The sequence below is a fragment of the Paenibacillus lutrae genome (assembly GCF_009757775.1).
In the GTDB taxonomy this organism is placed as follows: Bacteria; Bacillota; Bacilli; order Paenibacillales; family NBRC-103111; genus Paenibacillus_F; species Paenibacillus_F lutrae.
In genome coordinates this window covers 687,769-704,423 of sequence record NZ_RHLK01000003.1, presented here as the reverse complement: position 1 = coordinate 704,423, position 16,655 = coordinate 687,769, and the positions used below count along the sequence as shown (strand labels likewise).

General features: G+C 45.8%; 16 protein-coding genes. 11 read left to right on the top strand and 5 right to left on the bottom strand.

Annotated elements, in window-relative coordinates; genetic code table 11:
• Positions 1-45: 45 nt before the first annotated feature.
• Together EDM21_RS09250 and EDM21_RS09245 are read left to right on the top strand one after the other, a co-directional pair.
• Complete coding sequence (locus EDM21_RS09250) at positions 46-417, top strand: hypothetical protein (protein ID WP_157334826.1); 372 nt, start codon at positions 46-48, stop codon at positions 415-417.
• A gap of 111 nt (positions 418-528) precedes the next feature.
• Complete coding sequence (locus tag EDM21_RS09245) at positions 529-1,233, top strand: demethylmenaquinone methyltransferase (RefSeq protein ID WP_157334824.1); 705 nt, start codon at positions 529-531, stop codon at positions 1,231-1,233.
• 212 nt (positions 1,234-1,445) lie between these two features.
• On the opposite strand, the gene EDM21_RS09235 is transcribed toward EDM21_RS09245, so the two are convergent.
• From EDM21_RS09235 to EDM21_RS09225, 3 genes are all read right to left on the bottom strand, one after another.
• Positions 1,446-1,832 carry a MerR family transcriptional regulator gene (locus tag EDM21_RS09235; protein WP_157334822.1) on the bottom strand — a complete coding sequence of 129 codons (387 nt, stop codon included), beginning with the start codon at positions 1,830-1,832 and terminating at the stop codon, positions 1,446-1,448.
• Between the two features lie 127 nt (positions 1,833-1,959).
• Positions 1,960-2,784 carry an NmrA family NAD(P)-binding protein gene (locus EDM21_RS09230; protein WP_157334820.1) on the bottom strand — a complete coding sequence of 275 codons (825 nt, stop codon included), beginning with the start codon at positions 2,782-2,784 and terminating at the stop codon, positions 1,960-1,962.
• Complete coding sequence (locus EDM21_RS09225) at positions 2,781-3,653, bottom strand: arylamine N-acetyltransferase (RefSeq protein ID WP_157334818.1); 873 nt, start codon at positions 3,651-3,653, stop codon at positions 2,781-2,783. The genes EDM21_RS09230 and EDM21_RS09225 overlap by 4 nt, the downstream gene beginning before the upstream one ends.
• Before the next feature lie 464 nt (positions 3,654-4,117).
• Here EDM21_RS09225 and EDM21_RS09220 point away from each other — a divergent pair, with 464 nt between their 5' ends.
• Positions 4,118-4,561, top strand: a complete 444-nt coding sequence (locus EDM21_RS09220; RefSeq protein WP_157334816.1) for a hypothetical protein — start codon at positions 4,118-4,120, stop codon at positions 4,559-4,561.
• Between the two features lie 58 nt (positions 4,562-4,619).
• Positions 4,620-5,189 carry an SF0329 family protein gene (locus EDM21_RS09215; protein WP_157334814.1) on the top strand — a complete coding sequence of 190 codons (570 nt, stop codon included), beginning with the start codon at positions 4,620-4,622 and terminating at the stop codon, positions 5,187-5,189.
• 315 nt (positions 5,190-5,504) lie between these two features.
• Here EDM21_RS09215 and EDM21_RS09210 read toward each other — a convergent pair whose 3' ends face one another.
• Positions 5,505-5,762, bottom strand: a complete 258-nt coding sequence (locus EDM21_RS09210; RefSeq protein WP_157334812.1) for a GlsB/YeaQ/YmgE family stress response membrane protein — start codon at positions 5,760-5,762, stop codon at positions 5,505-5,507.
• Between the two features lie 266 nt (positions 5,763-6,028).
• Positions 6,029-8,383 carry a M13-type metalloendopeptidase gene (locus EDM21_RS09205; protein ID WP_157334810.1) on the bottom strand — a complete coding sequence of 785 codons (2,355 nt, stop codon included), beginning with the start codon at positions 8,381-8,383 and terminating at the stop codon, positions 6,029-6,031.
• Between the two features lie 498 nt (positions 8,384-8,881).
• On the opposite strand from EDM21_RS09205, the gene EDM21_RS09200 reads away from it, so the two are divergent.
• The 7 genes from EDM21_RS09200 (at position 8,882) to EDM21_RS09170 (ending at position 16,646) form a co-directional block, all read left to right on the top strand.
• On the top strand, positions 8,882-9,886 hold the full coding sequence (locus EDM21_RS09200; protein ID WP_157334808.1) for a sulfonate ABC transporter substrate-binding protein: 1,005 nt from the start codon (positions 8,882-8,884) through the stop codon (positions 9,884-9,886).
• A gap of 31 nt (positions 9,887-9,917) precedes the next feature.
• Positions 9,918-11,063, top strand: coding sequence for an FMNH2-dependent alkanesulfonate monooxygenase (ssuD, locus tag EDM21_RS09195; RefSeq protein WP_157334806.1), 1,146 nt, complete (start codon positions 9,918-9,920; stop codon positions 11,061-11,063).
• 17 nt (positions 11,064-11,080) lie between these two features.
• On the top strand, positions 11,081-11,875 hold the full coding sequence (gene ssuC / locus EDM21_RS09190) for an aliphatic sulfonate ABC transporter permease SsuC (protein ID WP_157334804.1): 795 nt from the start codon (positions 11,081-11,083) through the stop codon (positions 11,873-11,875).
• Positions 11,827-12,708, top strand: coding sequence for an ATP-binding cassette domain-containing protein (locus EDM21_RS09185; protein WP_157334802.1), 882 nt, complete (start codon positions 11,827-11,829; stop codon positions 12,706-12,708). The genes ssuC and EDM21_RS09185 overlap by 49 nt, the downstream gene beginning before the upstream one ends.
• A 317-nt stretch (positions 12,709-13,025) precedes the next feature.
• Positions 13,026-14,279: a sugar efflux transporter gene (locus tag EDM21_RS09180; RefSeq protein ID WP_157334800.1), complete on the top strand. Its 1,254-nt coding sequence runs from the start codon at positions 13,026-13,028 to the stop codon at positions 14,277-14,279.
• A gap of 188 nt (positions 14,280-14,467) precedes the next feature.
• The gene (locus tag EDM21_RS09175; RefSeq protein WP_157334799.1) at positions 14,468-15,430 is read left to right on the top strand and encodes a stalk domain-containing protein; all 963 of its coding nucleotides are present in this window, start codon (positions 14,468-14,470) and stop codon (positions 15,428-15,430) included.
• 340 nt (positions 15,431-15,770) lie between these two features.
• Positions 15,771-16,646 (top strand): radical SAM/SPASM domain-containing protein, encoded by an 876-nt coding sequence (locus EDM21_RS09170; protein WP_068774133.1) that lies wholly within the window; start codon positions 15,771-15,773, stop codon positions 16,644-16,646.
• The last annotated feature ends 9 nt before the right edge of the window (positions 16,647-16,655 follow it).

The window sequence follows — 16,655 nt, the reverse complement described above, 5'->3', positions numbered from 1 at the left end:
AAAGTTTCAATTACAAACTATTATTTAAAGGTGGGGGGCTTCGTCATGTCTTGGCTCATGCTTTGCGCTATCTACAACTTGTTGTTTGGCATCTTTCATTTAACTTTCTGGAAATTACTCGTATGGAAAGTCGAATTAAAGCGGGTGTCACCAGATAATAGAGCGGTTATGCAGACGTTGAATTTGTGTTTGACATTTGTGCTTTTTTTAATGGCCTACTTGTATTTTTTCCATGCGGACGAAATGCGTACTACATCAATAGGCGAAGCGGTTACATATGGAGCAATGATATTTTGGATGGTGAGAACCATTTTGCAAATCATGCTTTTTAATCTGAAGAAAAGGGTGCATCAAATACTGCTGGTTATATTCTTGACAGGTGTGGTCGTTCATTTAGCTGCCATAGTTAACTTGTAAATTTAGCTTATAAATATGGTATATTTGTATTCACAGTTAGTGAGCAAGGGCGGCAGTTCTCTATTAAATGGGATTAAATTAAAAAATGCATTTGTGAAAGAGGGGGATTTCATGCCTGAACAAACAAAGTCGGAAAGGGTTCATCATGTATTTGAAAAGATATCGAATCAATACGACTCCATGAACTCTATCATCACTTTTAAGAGACATATCGCATGGCGTCAAGATGTCATGAAACGGATGAATGTTCAAGAAGGAAGCAGAGCTCTTGATGTATGCACGGGAACCGGGGATTGGGCGATTGCATTAGCAGATGCTGTTGGAACGCGCGGAGAAGTAATTGGACTGGATTTCAGCAACAATATGCTCCAAATTGCACGAGATAAGCAAGAGAAACAAGCTTTAAAGCAGCTTACACTTATCCAAGGCAATGCCATGGAGCTCCCTTTTGAAGATCATTCATTTGATTATGTAACCATTGGTTTCGGTTTAAGGAATGTACCCGATTATTTAACCGTTTTACGTGAAATGTACCGGGTAACAAAACCGGGCGGAAAAGTAGTTTGTTTAGAGACATCCCAACCAACATTAATCGGTTATAGGCAGCTTTCCCTTTTTTATATGCGTTATATCATGCCCTTGCTTGGAAAAGTTATTGCCAAAAGTTATGATGAATATTCGTGGTTGCAAGAATCAGCGCGTGATTTCCCGAACAAAAATGTACTTAAACAAATGTTTGCAGAAGCGGGATTTTCCAAAGTTGATGTAAAAAGCTATAGCGGCGGCGTCGCAGCCATGCATATGGCGATCAAATAGACGGAACGATTGAAGAGGCTTCGAAGATAGGCTTCAAGTGCAGGAGCACGCCGTCTGAATCTACCGCTGGCTGTAAGTCCTCTTCGAGCAAGGCCCAAATACCAAAGTTAAACACACCCAATAACGGTGTGTTTTTGTTATGCAGCCCATTCGGGTTTTCAACGACCCTAATTGTTCTCTCAACGGCTTTCGAAGATAAAAGTCTGATAGCATCAGTCTTTTAGATTCTCCCGATTTCTTCTCAGCAGATCGATTTGCACTTCCAGCTTTTGTTGTGCTTCGTTTAATGTTTTCCTTTGTTCAATGATTTGCATTCGTTTTTTTTCGTACACTTGCATCAATTCTTCGCAATATATCCCTTTATTCTCGGTTGCTTCCTGAATTTCTGGGTACTTGCAATACATGATATCCCTGATCTGGTCTATTGTTAGACCCAACCCTAAATACAGTTGTATGGTACGAACGCTTTCAACCGACGATTCATCAAATTCGCGATAATTATTGGCTAGTCGTGAAACCGGAAGCAGTCCTTTGGACTCATAATGGCGTATAGAGCGTATGCTGGCCCCTGTATAATCTGCCAATTGGCTGATTTTCAACGAAAACAGCTCCTTTAATATCCTGTTATTGGTTTTTCCATAGTATGGCATATCAACCTGTTCTGAACAAACAATCAAGGCATTCTTGATGAAAGAACGCCTTGATGGAAGGTTGCTGCAAAGCTTATCAGCTAAAGACGTCTAAATGTTCTGCAACCCATTGCGCAAACGTTCGGGCATCTCGGCGGGTCACTTCTTTAACGGTCGGTACTACGTTGTACGCTTCTTCAGGCAGATTTACGTGCCAATTGTGTACATAATCAATCATCTCATCCGATACACCTGTTTTTTTAAGTCGTTCGCGAGCCTGCAGCTTCGTAAGTTCGTCAAATCGAATGTCCCGGCTGAGCGCTGCTGCGATGATATTCACTTTATCGCGTGGAGTCAAAGCTTCAGGACCCGTTAGCGTGTACGTTTTACCGGCATGCCCCGTTTCAGTTAATGCGGCCACCGCTACTGAGCCCACATCCGCCTCGTGGACGATGGCGTTTAAGGAATTGGCGAAGGGTTCCTGAACGACGCTTGCCGTACGGATCGACTGGGCCCACGACAGTGTATTGGACATGAATTCACAATAGGGTTGAATGTGCGTCCACTCCAGATCGCTCGCTTCGGCTGCTTGTTCCACCGTTCCCTTCACGCCGCTCCACAGAATGGTAACGCGTTGTACGCCTGCTTTTACAGCCAGGTCAATGATGTCATCTCCGGTCTGCAGAGGAACGCCACCCCCGCTGCTGGTCATCAAGTAGATGCCCTTGACTCCTTGCATTGCCGATGCGAGCGTGTCGGGTGCCGTAAGGTCCCCATATACATGCTCTATTCCTCCAGGCAAAACATCTTTTGCCGCTGCGGGATTACGCGTCAAAGCCCGTACTTGTTGTCCGGACTGAACAAGCTGATGAACGACATGGCGGCCGACATTTCCGGTTGCGCCTGTTACTAGGATGGTCATTGCGTCTCTCCCTTCGGATGGCGGTTTTGGAACAAATTGATACCCAGTTCCTCAAGAACATCGATTGCCTTCTCAACAGGTAGTCTCGGTAAGTTAAACTCACGGTCGATCACTTCCCGAACCTCGTTGCGGTTAGCTAATGTGTGCTTTTCGACCTCCCCGCGGTTGTTTCGGATACTCAATACGTTGTTGACTAGTGAAAGTGATTGCTGGCGATCCAATTGCCATATTTGACACCGTAAGAACGAGGTGAAAATACCGTTTGGCTTGTAATAGTTTTCGATTGCCTCTTGAAAATCATCGAAGCGGTATATTTTGCGGATATCGAACGTCCAGTTCATTTCGGTAAGCGGCTTTCCGTCGACTTCTCTGTGGTACGTGTACGTTCCGGGTTCATCCCCCGAACGCAGCTTTATTTCTATACCGCCAAAACGGGACACCTGATTAGGATCCGTCTCCAATCGAACGGGCTCAAAAAATGGGGCGCTGTTCCCGCAATCCACGTACATTTCTTCTTGTTCATCCGGGAGCCGGACGAGCAGCCCGACGTGCCCGCCGCCCAATAAAGCGTAGCGGCTGTGAAATCCAAGACGGTTCAACAATTGGTTGAGGCTGCTGTTTATGACATAGCATGTTCCTCCCGTATGATGCTGAAAGAGGTGCTTTACAAACTTCTGCTCATCCTGCTGAAGCCTTTTTTGCTTGTGGTACGCTTTGAAATTCAATAATGAACTCACATGTTCGAAAGGAATTCGATTTAGATGGGCAGTGCAAATCATTGTTAAATAGTCATAAGAAGGCTCATGAACCGGAACTTGAATGTAGTTCAAATATTGAATAGCCCAGGGTGGTAATGATTTTTGAATCAAGGTATCCCACCTTTCCATTTCTTCAATTAAACCTCGAAGTTAGTATAAACTGTAACACTAGTGTTATAGTCAAGCTTCGAAGCTTCGAAGCTTTGCTTCACTTTGGATTTGTTTTTAGGTTGGAAAATAACTTTTGGAATGGGAAGAATGAGTGAGAAGTTAGCGTGGGATTGTCCTCTCTTGAGCGAGAGGGTATTTTTTATAAGTAAGCGGGTGTAGGAGCAATATAGACTAGTGCACATCTATCCAGCAACTAGACTAAATTCGAACGATACGAAAGCAAATCCTAACTATATGGTACAATAAACTACACGAAAAAATTGGGGTATTCAATTGGGAAGTGAAAAGAGAAGGAGACTCATTCCAGACGATACTATTTCTGCTCCGATGCATTGTGGAAAAAGCATTTTGGGACTGGATTTAGGATCTAGATAAAAGGCAGTAAACCATGGTGGTGAAGCACGTTGAAGGTATGGAAATATTCAACGACCGATGTATACTTTGATTTCTTAGATTTTCATGATGCTGTTGTAGAGAAAATCCAAGTATTAGAGAAACAAATTGTTGTAGAAATAGAATCGATAAACATACTGGCAGGGCATCCACTCAACCCTTATGTGGCGGCTAAGAATACAGGTGTTTGCAGATTGATCTTCGTACATCCAATGTCCAGTGAAGTAACTCTTTTCCGAGAAGATGAGACCCCACAGCATATTGAATGTACTGAATTTCAGGAACTAGAGATTCTCAAATTTGATCGTAATGAACAAAATGATGTTTGTTTGTACGAAATATTCGGTTCAGTTGACCAATTCTGCGAATGGAGGGTAAAGGCTAAAGGGCTGATTCTTTATTGGAATGAGTTTGTGGGGGATGCTTGGTTTGTAGGATGGGACAAAGACCAATAATCAAGCGAGCTTGATGATTTATTTCGGACAAAACAGTGAGAGAACATAGGAGGATACCATGTCCTGGAGCAAACTGAAGCAACAACTGGAGAGTTTTCTCTGTCCCGCCTTACATGGCAGGGTCGAATACCGCGCAACCAGTTATCGTTATTTACCTGATAAAGCAGGGCTTTGTTATATTTCGGTAGATAACAAGAACGTACTCAATATGAGTGATAGAACGGGCTTAATCAAGTGGTATCAGACAGAGCTGGAAATTAAGAATGATTCCGATATCCAAATTCCTGTCAACCATGAAGAAATTGAAGCGGTCCGAATAGATACCAAGGGGAACGTTCCGGAGGATCGTCTACAAGTAATGGTAAGAAACAGAAAAATATCCGAATATGCAAAAGAGCTTTTGTCGGCACAGGCTTCACTAAGTAAATCAAATTTTATCGTTGCAGCAAATAAGTTTTTATCTACTTCTATAGAAGAAAGCTTAGAGAGCAATGATATTTTGTTGAATATTTTAGCTTTGGTGGACAGACGGGTTGGAAAAAAGCGGATTTTGAACATGACCGAGGTAATGAAGTTAAAGCATCCCATTGTGCAGTATTTTTATGAACTACGGCGCAGTACATTATGAATCCTAATTAATATGAATATCAGCAACTGAATTAATGTTTCAGTTCATCTTATCTATTTTATTATGAGATTTATCCTAATCGATTTTCGATGTTAAGACAAACCATCTTTGGCGGTACAGGATCCTATACATCTACACATTACGGCATTACGCATTATGAGTGGCTACATTCTAGTAAACGATGGAAGTAATCAACTTGATTGGAACATCCGGGACCTTCACAAAGAGGCACCCATTGGGCGCCTCTTAAATTCTAATACCTAGTAATACACGTAGAATCGTACCGCAAGACCGTTTTCCGAAATACGTAAGCTTTTACCGTTTACGGAAAGCGCCCCCACGGGCCAATGCAAAGAAAATCAGCAAGGCGATGATAGATCCAACAATGGCCGGAATGATATGAAATCCACCTACAACCGGTCCCCTCGCACCCAGAAGTTCTATACCTAACCACGAGCCGATAAACCCTGCAATTACATTCCCCAGCACGCCACCCGGAACATCCCTGCCAATAAAATTCCCGCTTAACCAACCTATCAGTCCACCCACGATTAACACCCAAATCAAATACATTGATTTTTCCCCTTTCTGTTCCTCTAGCCAAGGTATGCTGGGATATGGGATATGTGAACTCTTTTATTAAAGAAATTTCTGCCGCGATACAGCAACTAAAAAATGCCGATGTCATTTCACCGCAGTCTCGGCACTATCAGACCTGTCCAACCGGAACAAGAAAAAACGCCAGTGAAGTCACCCGTCGTCCTTGTGTCGTCCGACACCCGGAATCAGGTTTTTTCAACTGGCGCGATTCGTTTAATTACCGTTATCCGTTCTCATTCTTACCAGATCGAGACCCGATCCTCCGGAGCGACAAACATGCCGTCCCCCGGCTTAATTCCATAGGCTTCATAGAATTCCGGGAAGTTCACAATCGTGCGGTTTACCCGGATTTTATTGGCTGAGTGGACATCGCTTGTACTTAAGAGCGCTGCAAATTCTTTTGTGGTCGTGAATCTCCACATTTCGGCATTGCTTTCGAAATACCCTTTGTAATCCGGTTTGCTCATTTCGGATACAACTTGCAGGGACGCGGCCAATCCGCCTAAATCGGCGACATTCTCGCTTAGTGTAAGCAGACCATTGTTCAGTACACCCGGAACAATCTCAATCCGATCGTAGAATTCGATCAGTTCCTGGTTTTTCTCTTTGAATTTCTTAAAGTCCTCTTCCGTCCACCAGTTCTTCGCATTCCCGTTCTCGTCGTATGCCGCCCCGTTGTTATCGAATGCATGGCTGATCTCGTGGCCGATGACCATCCCGATTGCCCCATAATTTTCTTCGGGTTTAGCGTTAATATCGTAGAAAGGCGCCTGGAGAATACCGGCAGGGAACGTAATTTCGTTATTAAGCGGGTTGTAGAAAGCATTGACTGTGTACACGCTGGTTACCCATTCCGTTCTATCCACCGGTTTTCCCAGCTTGGCTTTCAATTTGTCAACGGCCGCCGTGTTTACGGAGAAGAAGTTCGAGAACAGCGAGCCGCCTTGGTCATAGGTCTTGATAGCGACTTTGTCTAATGTCGTATCCCACTTATCCGGATAACCGATCTTCACGATCATCGTATCCAGCTTCTTAATCGCTTTGGCTTTGGTTGTTTCCGTCATCCAATCAAGCGCTTGTATTCTTTTCTCATACGTAGCGATTAATTTCTCCGCCATTTGCTCAACATCTTGTTTGGCTTCCGGCGAAAAATGCTTCTCGGCAAACATTTGCTCCAAGTATCCGCCCATCGCGGACTTTATCATGGTTAAGGCAAGTTCCTGATCTGTCTTTTTTCCTGAAACGCCATACAAGGTTGCGGCAAAATCGTCTGCGGCGTCTCTGAATTCATCCGATAACAAACCGCCTGTGGCCGTAAGCAGTTGCGCTTTGGAGTAAGCTTTAAGCACTTCCAGGTTAGATTCCGTCATGAACTCCGCGCCTTTTTGCGCCAGCTTCACATCGAATACGATTATTTTATCCGCATTGCCGACTTTCATCGACTCCAGAGCCTGTTTCATATCTACTTCTTTATGCAGGTCATCGAATTGTCCGATTGTGTAAGGATTGTAGTATTTATTCACATCGCCTTGTTCATGAGGCTGGAGTGAGACGGAGGCGAGGCTTTTCTCCATTTCATACACCTTCTCGGCACGGGCTTTCGCCACCGGCTCTTTTTCGCCCGTCAGCACGAGAATTTTGGTGATGTATTGAACATACGCTTCCTTCGCTTTCGCGTCTTCCGTTACATAACTGTTTTTATCCAGACCTGTGGTTAATCCGGTGTAATACAGAGCATTCTCGCTGCTGTTCTTTGCGTCGCCCATAATAGTAAAGCGGAACAGCATGCTTAGTCCCAATTCTTTCTCCATGACCAGATCTGCTTGAACCAGCTCGTCCAGAGTTTTAGCCCCGTCGATTGACGCTACATATTTTTGAAGGGGCTCGATCCCTTGTTTGTTTCTATTGTCGGTATCAAGCGCCGCCGTATAGAAATCGGCAAGTTTCTGTTCTTTTGTACCTTCCGCGAATTGCTTGCCGGTCAGCTCTTCGATGATTTTCGTTATTTTTTCGTCATTTTGCAGGCTTAGCTCCGAAAATCCGCCGCCCATGATTTCTCCGGCCGGAATGGTCGATTTATTCAGCCACCCTTTATTGATGGACTCATAAAAATCGTCATTTAAATGGGAGCCTTTGAGCGCCCAAATTCTGGCGATAACGGTTTGGAACTCCTGGATCGTAATCGTGTCGTTTACGCCCAGTGTGCCGTCGGACTTACCCGCCAGCACGCCTGCTTGAGCGAGTTTGTCGATATCTTCCTTGGCCCAAGCCGGTACATCGCTGAACTTGACACCGAATGTCCCGGTACGCAGATCATTTCCGACCGGCTGCGGCAATTTGCCGAATGCCCTGCTTAACATAATCAAGGCTTCAACCTTCCTGGCCGGATCCTTCTCTCTCAAATCTCCGTCTTCATAGCCTTGAATAACGGCTTCTTTCGAAATGCCGGAGTTGTAGGCATCTGCCGCATTAAGCAAAGCGGCAACAAGATCTCCCCTTGTCGCCGCCGGCAGCGTTTCTTCAGCATACGCCGATACGCTGACAGACAGGACCATGGCAATGGTCATAAGTAAGGCAATAAACTTTTTTCTCATCTTCGGGCCTCCACGGTGGATTTTTATGTATAAAAACAAGAATATGAACAAGGTTTTTCCCATTCATACCCTTATGATTATAGCCCAATCCGATTAATTTGAAAATGATGTAAGGAGCCTGTCCCTGTTTAAAAAACAAGCCGTAACGGGCATGTTTTCTCTATTTTCTATAATGTGGTCGGGATCATAATGCTCAAACTTGCCTAGATCGTTTAATTTAACTCGGGTTCGATCCTATACGAAGTACCGGAGTTTGCAGTAAAAAGATTTAACAAATTTACTTCTTGACACCTTTTAACTCTTAATGCTAATATCATATTATTCCAAGTTGTTTACTATGAATAAGAAAATTGAATAACGGACTAAATCGGATAACCGAAGGGTCTCTCTAATCAGGCACGGCGGACTAGTTAATTCTGGCGCCATAGATTCGCTGTGCTTTTGAATAGGGAGACCCTTGTTTATTTCTACAAAACTGGCGAGGAGATGGGGTTATTCATGGTAAAGAGAAAATTTAGGCCAAGCGCCAAGAGGATTGCGGGATTGCTATTGTTAGTATCGCTGGTATTGTCGGCATGCGGGACAGGAAGCGGCACCCCTGAGGTTAAGGGACAAGGCGAAGGGGGCAGTTCCGGCACAGCAGATGCTACGATCCGAATCGGTTATCAGAAATACGGGACGATTAACATTCTGAAAGCCAAGGGAACACTTGATGCACGATTGGCTAAAGAGCGCAATATCAAGATTGAGTGGACTGAATTCCCGGGAGGTCCTCAATTGCTTGAAGCGCTGAATGTGGGAAGCATCGATCTCGGGCATACAGGAGAGGCACCGCCCATTTTTGCACAGGCGGCAGGCGCTCCATTGGTATATTTGGCTCACGAGCCGGCGAGTCCGAAGAGCGAGGCGATTATTGTACCGAAGGATTCGAAGATTCAGAGTGTTGCAGACCTGAAAGGGAAGACGATCGTATTGAATAAGGGCTCGAATGTGCACTACTTGCTAGTTAAATTGCTGGAGAAGAACGGCATTTCCTATCAGGATGTAACGGTAAAATATTTACCGCCCGCGGATGGACGCGCGGCTTTTGAGAAGGGCAGCGTGGATGCCTGGGTCATCTGGGACCCGTTTCTCGCCGCAGCGGAAACCGCCACAGGAGGCAAGGTATTGGCAAATGGCGATGGTCTTGTATCCAATCATGAATTTTACTTGGCTACCCGCGAATTTGCGGAGAAATACCCGGATCTGGTAGATATTGTGCTGGAAGAAGCGGACAAAGTGGATGCCTGGTCCAAGGAGCATCCGCAGGAGCTTGCAGAGCTGCTGTCGCCACAGCTGGGAATTGATGTAGAATCGCTGGTTCTTGCTGCGGGGCGCAGAGATTATGGAATTGAGCCGATTGATGAGGAATTGGTTACAGCACAGCAGTCCATTGCCGACACCTTCGTTAAGCTGGAGCTTATTCCCCGCAAGATCAATATTAAGGAAGCTATTCTAAAATAAATCGGAGTTAAGAATGGGGAGGCGAGCAAATATGAAAGTATTCTGGTTTATTCCCACTCACGGGGATGGTCGTTATTTGGGGACAAGTCAAGGCGCGAGAGCTGTAGACCTGCCGTATATGGAGCAAATTGCCACAGCTGCGGATCGTCTGGGCTATGACGGGGTTTTGATTCCGACCGGGACTTCCTGCGAGGACCCTTGGGTAATCGCATCAGCTTTGGTGCCGGCAACGAAGAGACTGAAGTTTCTCGTAGCCTTGCGTCCGGGTCTCACCTCTCCGACACTTGCCGCACGAATGTCTTCGACTCTGGATCGTATATCCGGGGGAAGATTGCTGCTTAATGTTGTGGCCGGAGGTGATCCCGTAGAGCTGGCGGGAGACGGGCTGTTTCTGGATCATACTTCCCGCTATGAATTGACCGGTGAGTTTTTAGATGTTTGGCGTAGAGAGGTATCAGGAGAGAACGTGACTTTTGAAGGTAAGCATATCCATGTGGAAGGAGGCCATATTCTCTATCCAAGCATTCAGGAGCCTCATCCGCCATTATGGTTCGGCGGTTCCTCGGCAGCAGGACATAAGGTCGCGGCTGAGCACGCGGAGGTCTACCTGACATGGGGGGAGCCGCCGGCAGAAGTTGCGAAGAAAATTGCTGAGATGCGGCGATTGGCAGCGGAGCAAGGCCGTGAGATCAAATTTGGTATCCGTCTCCATGTCATTGTGCGAGAGACAGAGGAAGAAGCTTGGGAGGCGGCGAATGATCTCATCCGTCATTTGGATGAGGAGACCATTGCGGCAGCGCAGCGAATCTTTGACCGGTTTGATTCGGTCGGACAAAAACGAATGGCTAAGCTGCATAGTGGAAGCAAGGACAATCTGGAGATTAGCCCGAACTTGTGGGCGGGGATTGGCCTGGTTCGCGGAGGTGCGGGAACTGCACTTGTCGGAAGCCCTGAGATCGTAGCCGAGCGAATGAAGGAATACGCAGATCTGGGGATAGAGACATTTATTTTCTCGGGGTATCCTCATTTGGAAGAAGCGTATCGCGTGGCTGAGCTGCTCTTCCCTCTGCTCCCGCTGGAGCAAAGAATCGAGAGCGCGGGGCCGACATCCATTAGTCCATTCGGAGAAATCATCGCTAACAATGTCCGGCCAACACCGAAGGCATCCGCTCACTAGGAAAGGAATGAATCGTTATGCGGAAGACAAACTGGCATACTAAAGCGCTGCCTTGGTATATTCCTGTGTTCATTCTTATTGTCTGGCAGGTGCTGGGAAGCTTGGGGATTATCTCTGAGCGTACATTGCCGTCGCCTATTGCGGTATTCCAAGCAGGCTGGGAATTGACGACCAATGGCAAGCTGTTTGATGCGATAGGAATCAGTGCGTGGAGAGCGCTCACCGGTTTTGTGATCGGCGGATTGCTCGGCTTCATCTTCGGTCTGTTAAACGGGGTAATACCGTTATCCGAAAAGCTGACGGATTCTACCATTCAAATGATACGGAATGTGCCGCATCTGGCTATGATTCCACTCGTTATCGCGTGGTTCGGCATTGGTGAAGAAGGGAGGATTTTCCTCGTGGCGCTGGGGGTTATGTTCCCGATCTATATTAACACGCTGCATGGCATTCGCACGGTAGATCCAAGTCTCATTGAGATGGGAAAAGTGTATGGCCTGCGCCACTGGCAGCTGTACCGTAAAGTCATACTGCCTGGTGCTCTTCCATCCATTCTGGTCGGATTCCGGTTTGCCTTAGGAATTATGTGGCTGACGCTTATTGTAGCGGAGACCATTGCGGCAAACTCGGGGATTGGCTATATGGCGATGAATGCCCGCGAGTTTTTCCAGATGGATGTAGTGGTGCTAAGCATATTATTGTATGCCTCATTAGGTAAGCTATCTGATCTGTTAGCCAAAGGACTGGAGAGGAGGTGGCTGAAATGGCATCCCCATTTCGTCAAAGAAGCGCCGAAGTCGAAGACCGCATAAGGAATCACTCCAATCCGGATCAGGAACTTTCCTTGCAGCTCGTTGCCCCTGCCCTTCTACAGGACAGAGGGATTTCCATTGATCTGAAGGATGTATCGAAGCAGTTCGGTGATCAAGTCGTGCTTAAGAGAATCAGCTTAACCATAAATCCTGGCAGCTTTGTAGCCATAGTCGGCCGCAGCGGATGCGGGAAGAGCACACTGCTCCGCCTGTTGTCCGGGCTAGATTCCGTCAGCTCCGGCTCACTTAAGCTGCAGGGTCAAGAGATTCAAGGAATCCACGGAAATACCCGGTTTATGTTCCAGGATGCCCGCCTGCTGCCATGGAATTCCGTGCTGGACAATGTGAAGCTGGGCTTGTCCGGGGTCCGTTCAAGCGATGTCCAATTGCGGGCTTACGAAGCGCTTAAACTGGTTGGCCTTGAGGAACGTGCAGGCGAATGGCCGTCCGTACTGTCAGGCGGACAACGTCAGCGTGTGGCTCTGGCCAGAGCGCTCGTTGGAAATCCGCATTTGCTCTTGTTCGATGAGCCTCTCGGTGCGCTTGATGCACTGACACGTATCGATATGCAGCGCCTGATAGAGGATTTGTGGGAGCAGAGCCGTTTTACGGCGGTCATGGTCACCCATGACGTCAGCGAGGCTGTTGCATTGGCTGACCGGGTTATCCTGATCGAGGAAGGGCAAATTGCGCTGGATCTGAATATTACTTTGGCCAGACCAAGGCACCGCGACGCGGGCTTTGCGCATTTTGAACAGGTGATCCTGGACCGGGTGCTTGCACCGGCCAAGCATTCGGCGGCAAGAACGAATATTTCCTTATACGATATTTAACAGCATTCCTTCTTTGGCAGAATCCTTGTCCCAGAAGGCTTTTTCCCCACATATCCCCTTTCGTACAAAACTCCATCACTCCACGGGCAGCGATGCGCTCAGGAGTCCTTTCCGCTTAAGCTGTACCTCCAACAACACCTTAAACTCAAACGGCAGAGATGTCGTTTTTTTGTTGTGTTCTAAGCCGTACCTTCAGACACGCCAGTTGTTGGGGATAAAAATCAGTTGATTTAGCAGCTTTACGATTATGCATTCCATGCTGTACGATATACTGATTCCAAAATATTGTAATAGATAGAGAAAAGGCGGGGGATGGAATGAGTAACTTTTTGGCTGCAGTTAGAAATCGAACACAATCTGTAATGGGAATTGATGGTTTTCCGGTCATTTTGCTGGTCAATGTTTTTCTTGGGATCGCTTTCTCATTTGTACTGCCGTTCAATTCCATGTTCGGGATTGATGAAATCGGTATGAGCAACACGTCTTTCGGGGTTTTTATGATGGTATCCACGCTCTGCGGTGTCGGTATCAGCACGTATATCGGCAAGTTGTCTGACCGTGCATCTGACCGTAAGATGATTCTTATTCTTTGTGCTCTCGCTGGAGCGATCGGATATATCGGATTTGCCTATTCTCGCAACTACTACGTGCTTCTCGCGATCTCCGCCATATTTTTAGGTATAGCTTCCTCTACTTTTCCACAAGTTTTTGCTTACGGACGGGAGGTATTGGTGAAGGCTAAACTGCCTGCCAAAGAGATTCCGTTTTATATGAATATATTGCGTGTCCTATTCGCCCTGTCTTGGACCGTAGGTCCTGCCATCTCGGCTTATGTCCTGCTCTATTTCGGTTTCAGAGGGATGTTCCTGGTAGCAGCCTCCTGCTATATCATCGTCGTAGGTATCGTACTGCTCTCTCTCAAAAGGACATCTAAGGAAGAAGTCGCATCAAAACCGCCCCAAGCTTCGATTCCTCTGCGCCAAGTTATCTTCCAACCGTTTATATTTGTTAACTTGATTGCCTTTACACTGATTTCTGTAGCGAACACGATCGGCTCGCTGAATATGGCTCAATTCGTAACGAAGGTATTGAACGGTGAGGAGAAGGATGTCGGTATCATTTTCAGTATTCCGCCTGTATTCGAAATTCCTTTTATGCTTGGGTTTGGCATTTTGGCATTACGCTTTAAAAGCGATCACCTGATTCGTCTAGGCTCATTGCTCGCTCTAGCTTATTTCGGAACGATCTTCTTCGCCACTGAAATCTGGCATATATTCCCGATCCAGGTGCTTAGCGCGGCATACATATCTATTACGAGCGGCATTGCTATTACCTACTTCCAGGACTTCATACCGGATATGCCCGGTACAGCGACGGCTCTCTATTCCAACACAAGCAAAATCGGCTCCTTGCTCGGATTTTTGCTGTTCGGTTTACTATCGGATGCGTTCGGATACCGCAACGTCTATCTATGGTGTGCGATTTTTTCTTTTGTCGCTATGATCCTACTCTTTGCCTTAGTCAAAGCCAAACGAGTTCAGTTCGATTCCGGTTCGTCTTTAAGCGCATAGATTTTTTTGAATTATAAAAGAAAATTAGGTCTTAAGATTTATTTTATTTTTTGAATAATTAGGTAATTAGACATATATTAAATGGATTTTTGCGCATTTTTTGTTTATAATAATCTGGAAAGTAAAAATTTATAAGTTCGAAGCCTGAGCATTCCTCAGGTAAACAAGGGAAATGGAGAGATGAAACAATGCGCAGAAAGTTTAAGAAAGTTTCGGTCATGCTAATCTTTGCTTTAGTCATTTCAGTTTTTGCATCAATCAATGCTTTTGCCGAGGAATTTAAGGGGGAGTCTTTTGATCTGGTTGATGAAAATTCCGGTTACAAAATAATTGTTCCAAACTTTGTTGAGATGAAACAAGTTAAACTGGAATCAGAAGAAGATGTTTTTGAAGGCAATGTTGTTGTCATGGAGAAACCGGAGAAGAATAGCGACGGTACATATACCATCTTTAAAGTTATCACTACGGATAAAAGTGCCAAGACTTTAGACTCCTATCCAGGTGACGTCCTGTGGGGACAAATGGACAATGTTAACGGAGATTTTTCTGATGACGGCAGCTTTATGTATAATTTGAAGGCAGAGTTGACTACGGAAGCCGCCTATCGATTTGATTTCTTTGTTCAGAATGAAAATGGGGATAGTATCTTCTCAGTTAACGAGTTGAATTTTATGTTTGTAGATAAAGCCGGGGCAAGTGAAACAGTTAAAGAGGACGCAGCCTTGGCTGCACCAACCGCTTCTAAGGTTTTAGTCAACGGGAAAGAAACAGCTTTCCAAGCCTATAATATAAACGATAACAACTATTTCAAGCTTCGTGATCTTGCTATGGTTGTGAATGGGACCGATAAGAATTTCGAGGTAAGCTGGGACGATGCCAAGAATGCTATAAATCTTGAATCGGGCAAAGCCTACACAACTGCCGGCGGAGAACTTGCACTATCGGACAATCCGGTTTCTAAAGAGGCCAAGCCGACAAATTCTAAGATGTATCTGGATGGTCAAGAAATAGAAATCGTTGCTTATAACATCGATGGGAATAACTATTTGAAGCTTCGCGACATCGCCAAAGCGTTCAACATCGGCATTACTTGGGATAGTGAGACCAACACGATCGGAATCGATACAAAGATTGATTATAAAGAAGAATAGGCTCGAGCCGCATAAGTTTGGCTCCAAGATGGTGACCTTCCAGGCACCATCTTTTTTTATTCTGACCGGGGCAGAGAACACGATAGGGTCAGGCAAAGGAATTGTTAAATATAGAGCAGGGGATGGCGCTGTCGGTGTGAAGGGCATTGTTTATTTCAAAAATGACAGATGGCAGCTTAAAGAATCGAAAGAGACTTGGATCAGTAAGGCAGGAGAATTTTGTTAAGAATGCAAAACGAGGTTTTAACTCTAGCTGTACAATCCCTCCTATGTTACGATGTTGGATGAGATCTAGCAAATATCCTATCATTATAGACATATGGAACGGAGACAGAACATCTTGAAAGCATTTAAGAAAGTTTACATAGAGATCACCAGCATCTGCAATCTTGCTTGTACCTTTTGTCCGCCTACGGAACGTAAAGCGAGTTTTATTAAAGTGGAGGACTTTGCTAAGAGGCTGGATGAGATCAAATCTTATACAAATTATATTTATCTGCACGTCAAAGGAGAGCCGCTTCTTCATCCCAAGATCGGGGAACTGCTGGATATTAGCCACGAGAAGGGCTTTAAAGTCAATATCACGACGAACGGAACGTTGATTGCGAAGAATCGGCACAAACTGCTGGGCAAGCCCGCCCTTAGACAAATGAACTTCTCGCTCCACAGCTTTGACGGCCATGAGGGTTCAACCAACCGCGAGGGTTACTTGAGAGAGATCCTTTCCTTTGTCCGAGAGGCGGAGGAACACAAGGTCATTTTTTCTTTCCGTCTTTGGAATTTGACGCAGGATAACGCGACCAATCTTCAAAAGAGCAGGAACCGGCAGACACTCGAAATGATAGAGAAGGAATTTGGACTCGATTACAAAATTGAGGAAAAAGTCGTGCCCGGCGGAGGGGTGAGAATCTCCGATCATGTTTATTTGAACCAGGATTATGAATTCCAATGGCCGAGTCTGACAGCACCGGAGGATGACGGGAAAGGCTTCTGTCATGGACTTCGCAGCCAGGCGGCCATTCTCGAGAACGGGACGGTGGTGCCGTGCTGCCTGGATGGAGAAGGAGTCATCAATCTGGGGAACATTAACCAGACTTCATTTGCCGACATCGTGGAGGGCGAGCGGGCAAATAATCTCGTCGACGGGTTTTCCCGCAGGGAAGCGGTCGAGGAATTATGCAGAAAATGCGGCTATCGACAGAGGTTTGGAGCGTAAGATTCGCCT

Excerpts from the sequence above, each read along its gene's own strand:
- EDM21_RS09175 (WP_157334799.1), top strand. The coding sequence starts at position 14,468 with ATGCGCAGAAAGTTTAAGAAAGTTTCGGTCATGCTAATCTTTGCTTTA.
- ssuD (WP_157334806.1), top strand. The coding sequence starts at position 9,918 with ATGAAAGTATTCTGGTTTATTCCCACTCACGGGGATGGTCGTTATTTG.
- EDM21_RS09210 (WP_157334812.1), bottom strand. The coding sequence starts at position 5,762 with ATGTATTTGATTTGGGTGTTAATCGTGGGTGGACTGATAGGTTGGTTA.
- EDM21_RS09180 (WP_157334800.1), top strand. The coding sequence starts at position 13,026 with ATGAGTAACTTTTTGGCTGCAGTTAGAAATCGAACACAATCTGTAATG.
- EDM21_RS09250 (WP_157334826.1), top strand. The coding sequence starts at position 46 with ATGTCTTGGCTCATGCTTTGCGCTATCTACAACTTGTTGTTTGGCATC.
- EDM21_RS09185 (WP_157334802.1), top strand. The coding sequence starts at position 11,827 with ATGGCATCCCCATTTCGTCAAAGAAGCGCCGAAGTCGAAGACCGCATA.
- EDM21_RS09205 (WP_157334810.1), bottom strand. The coding sequence starts at position 8,383 with ATGAGAAAAAAGTTTATTGCCTTACTTATGACCATTGCCATGGTCCTG.
- EDM21_RS09200 (WP_157334808.1), top strand. The coding sequence starts at position 8,882 with ATGGTAAAGAGAAAATTTAGGCCAAGCGCCAAGAGGATTGCGGGATTG.
- EDM21_RS09245 (WP_157334824.1), top strand. The coding sequence starts at position 529 with ATGCCTGAACAAACAAAGTCGGAAAGGGTTCATCATGTATTTGAAAAG.
- EDM21_RS09230 (WP_157334820.1), bottom strand. The coding sequence starts at position 2,784 with ATGACCATCCTAGTAACAGGCGCAACCGGAAATGTCGGCCGCCATGTC.
- EDM21_RS09215 (WP_157334814.1), top strand. The coding sequence starts at position 4,620 with ATGTCCTGGAGCAAACTGAAGCAACAACTGGAGAGTTTTCTCTGTCCC.
- ssuC (WP_157334804.1), top strand. The coding sequence starts at position 11,081 with ATGCGGAAGACAAACTGGCATACTAAAGCGCTGCCTTGGTATATTCCT.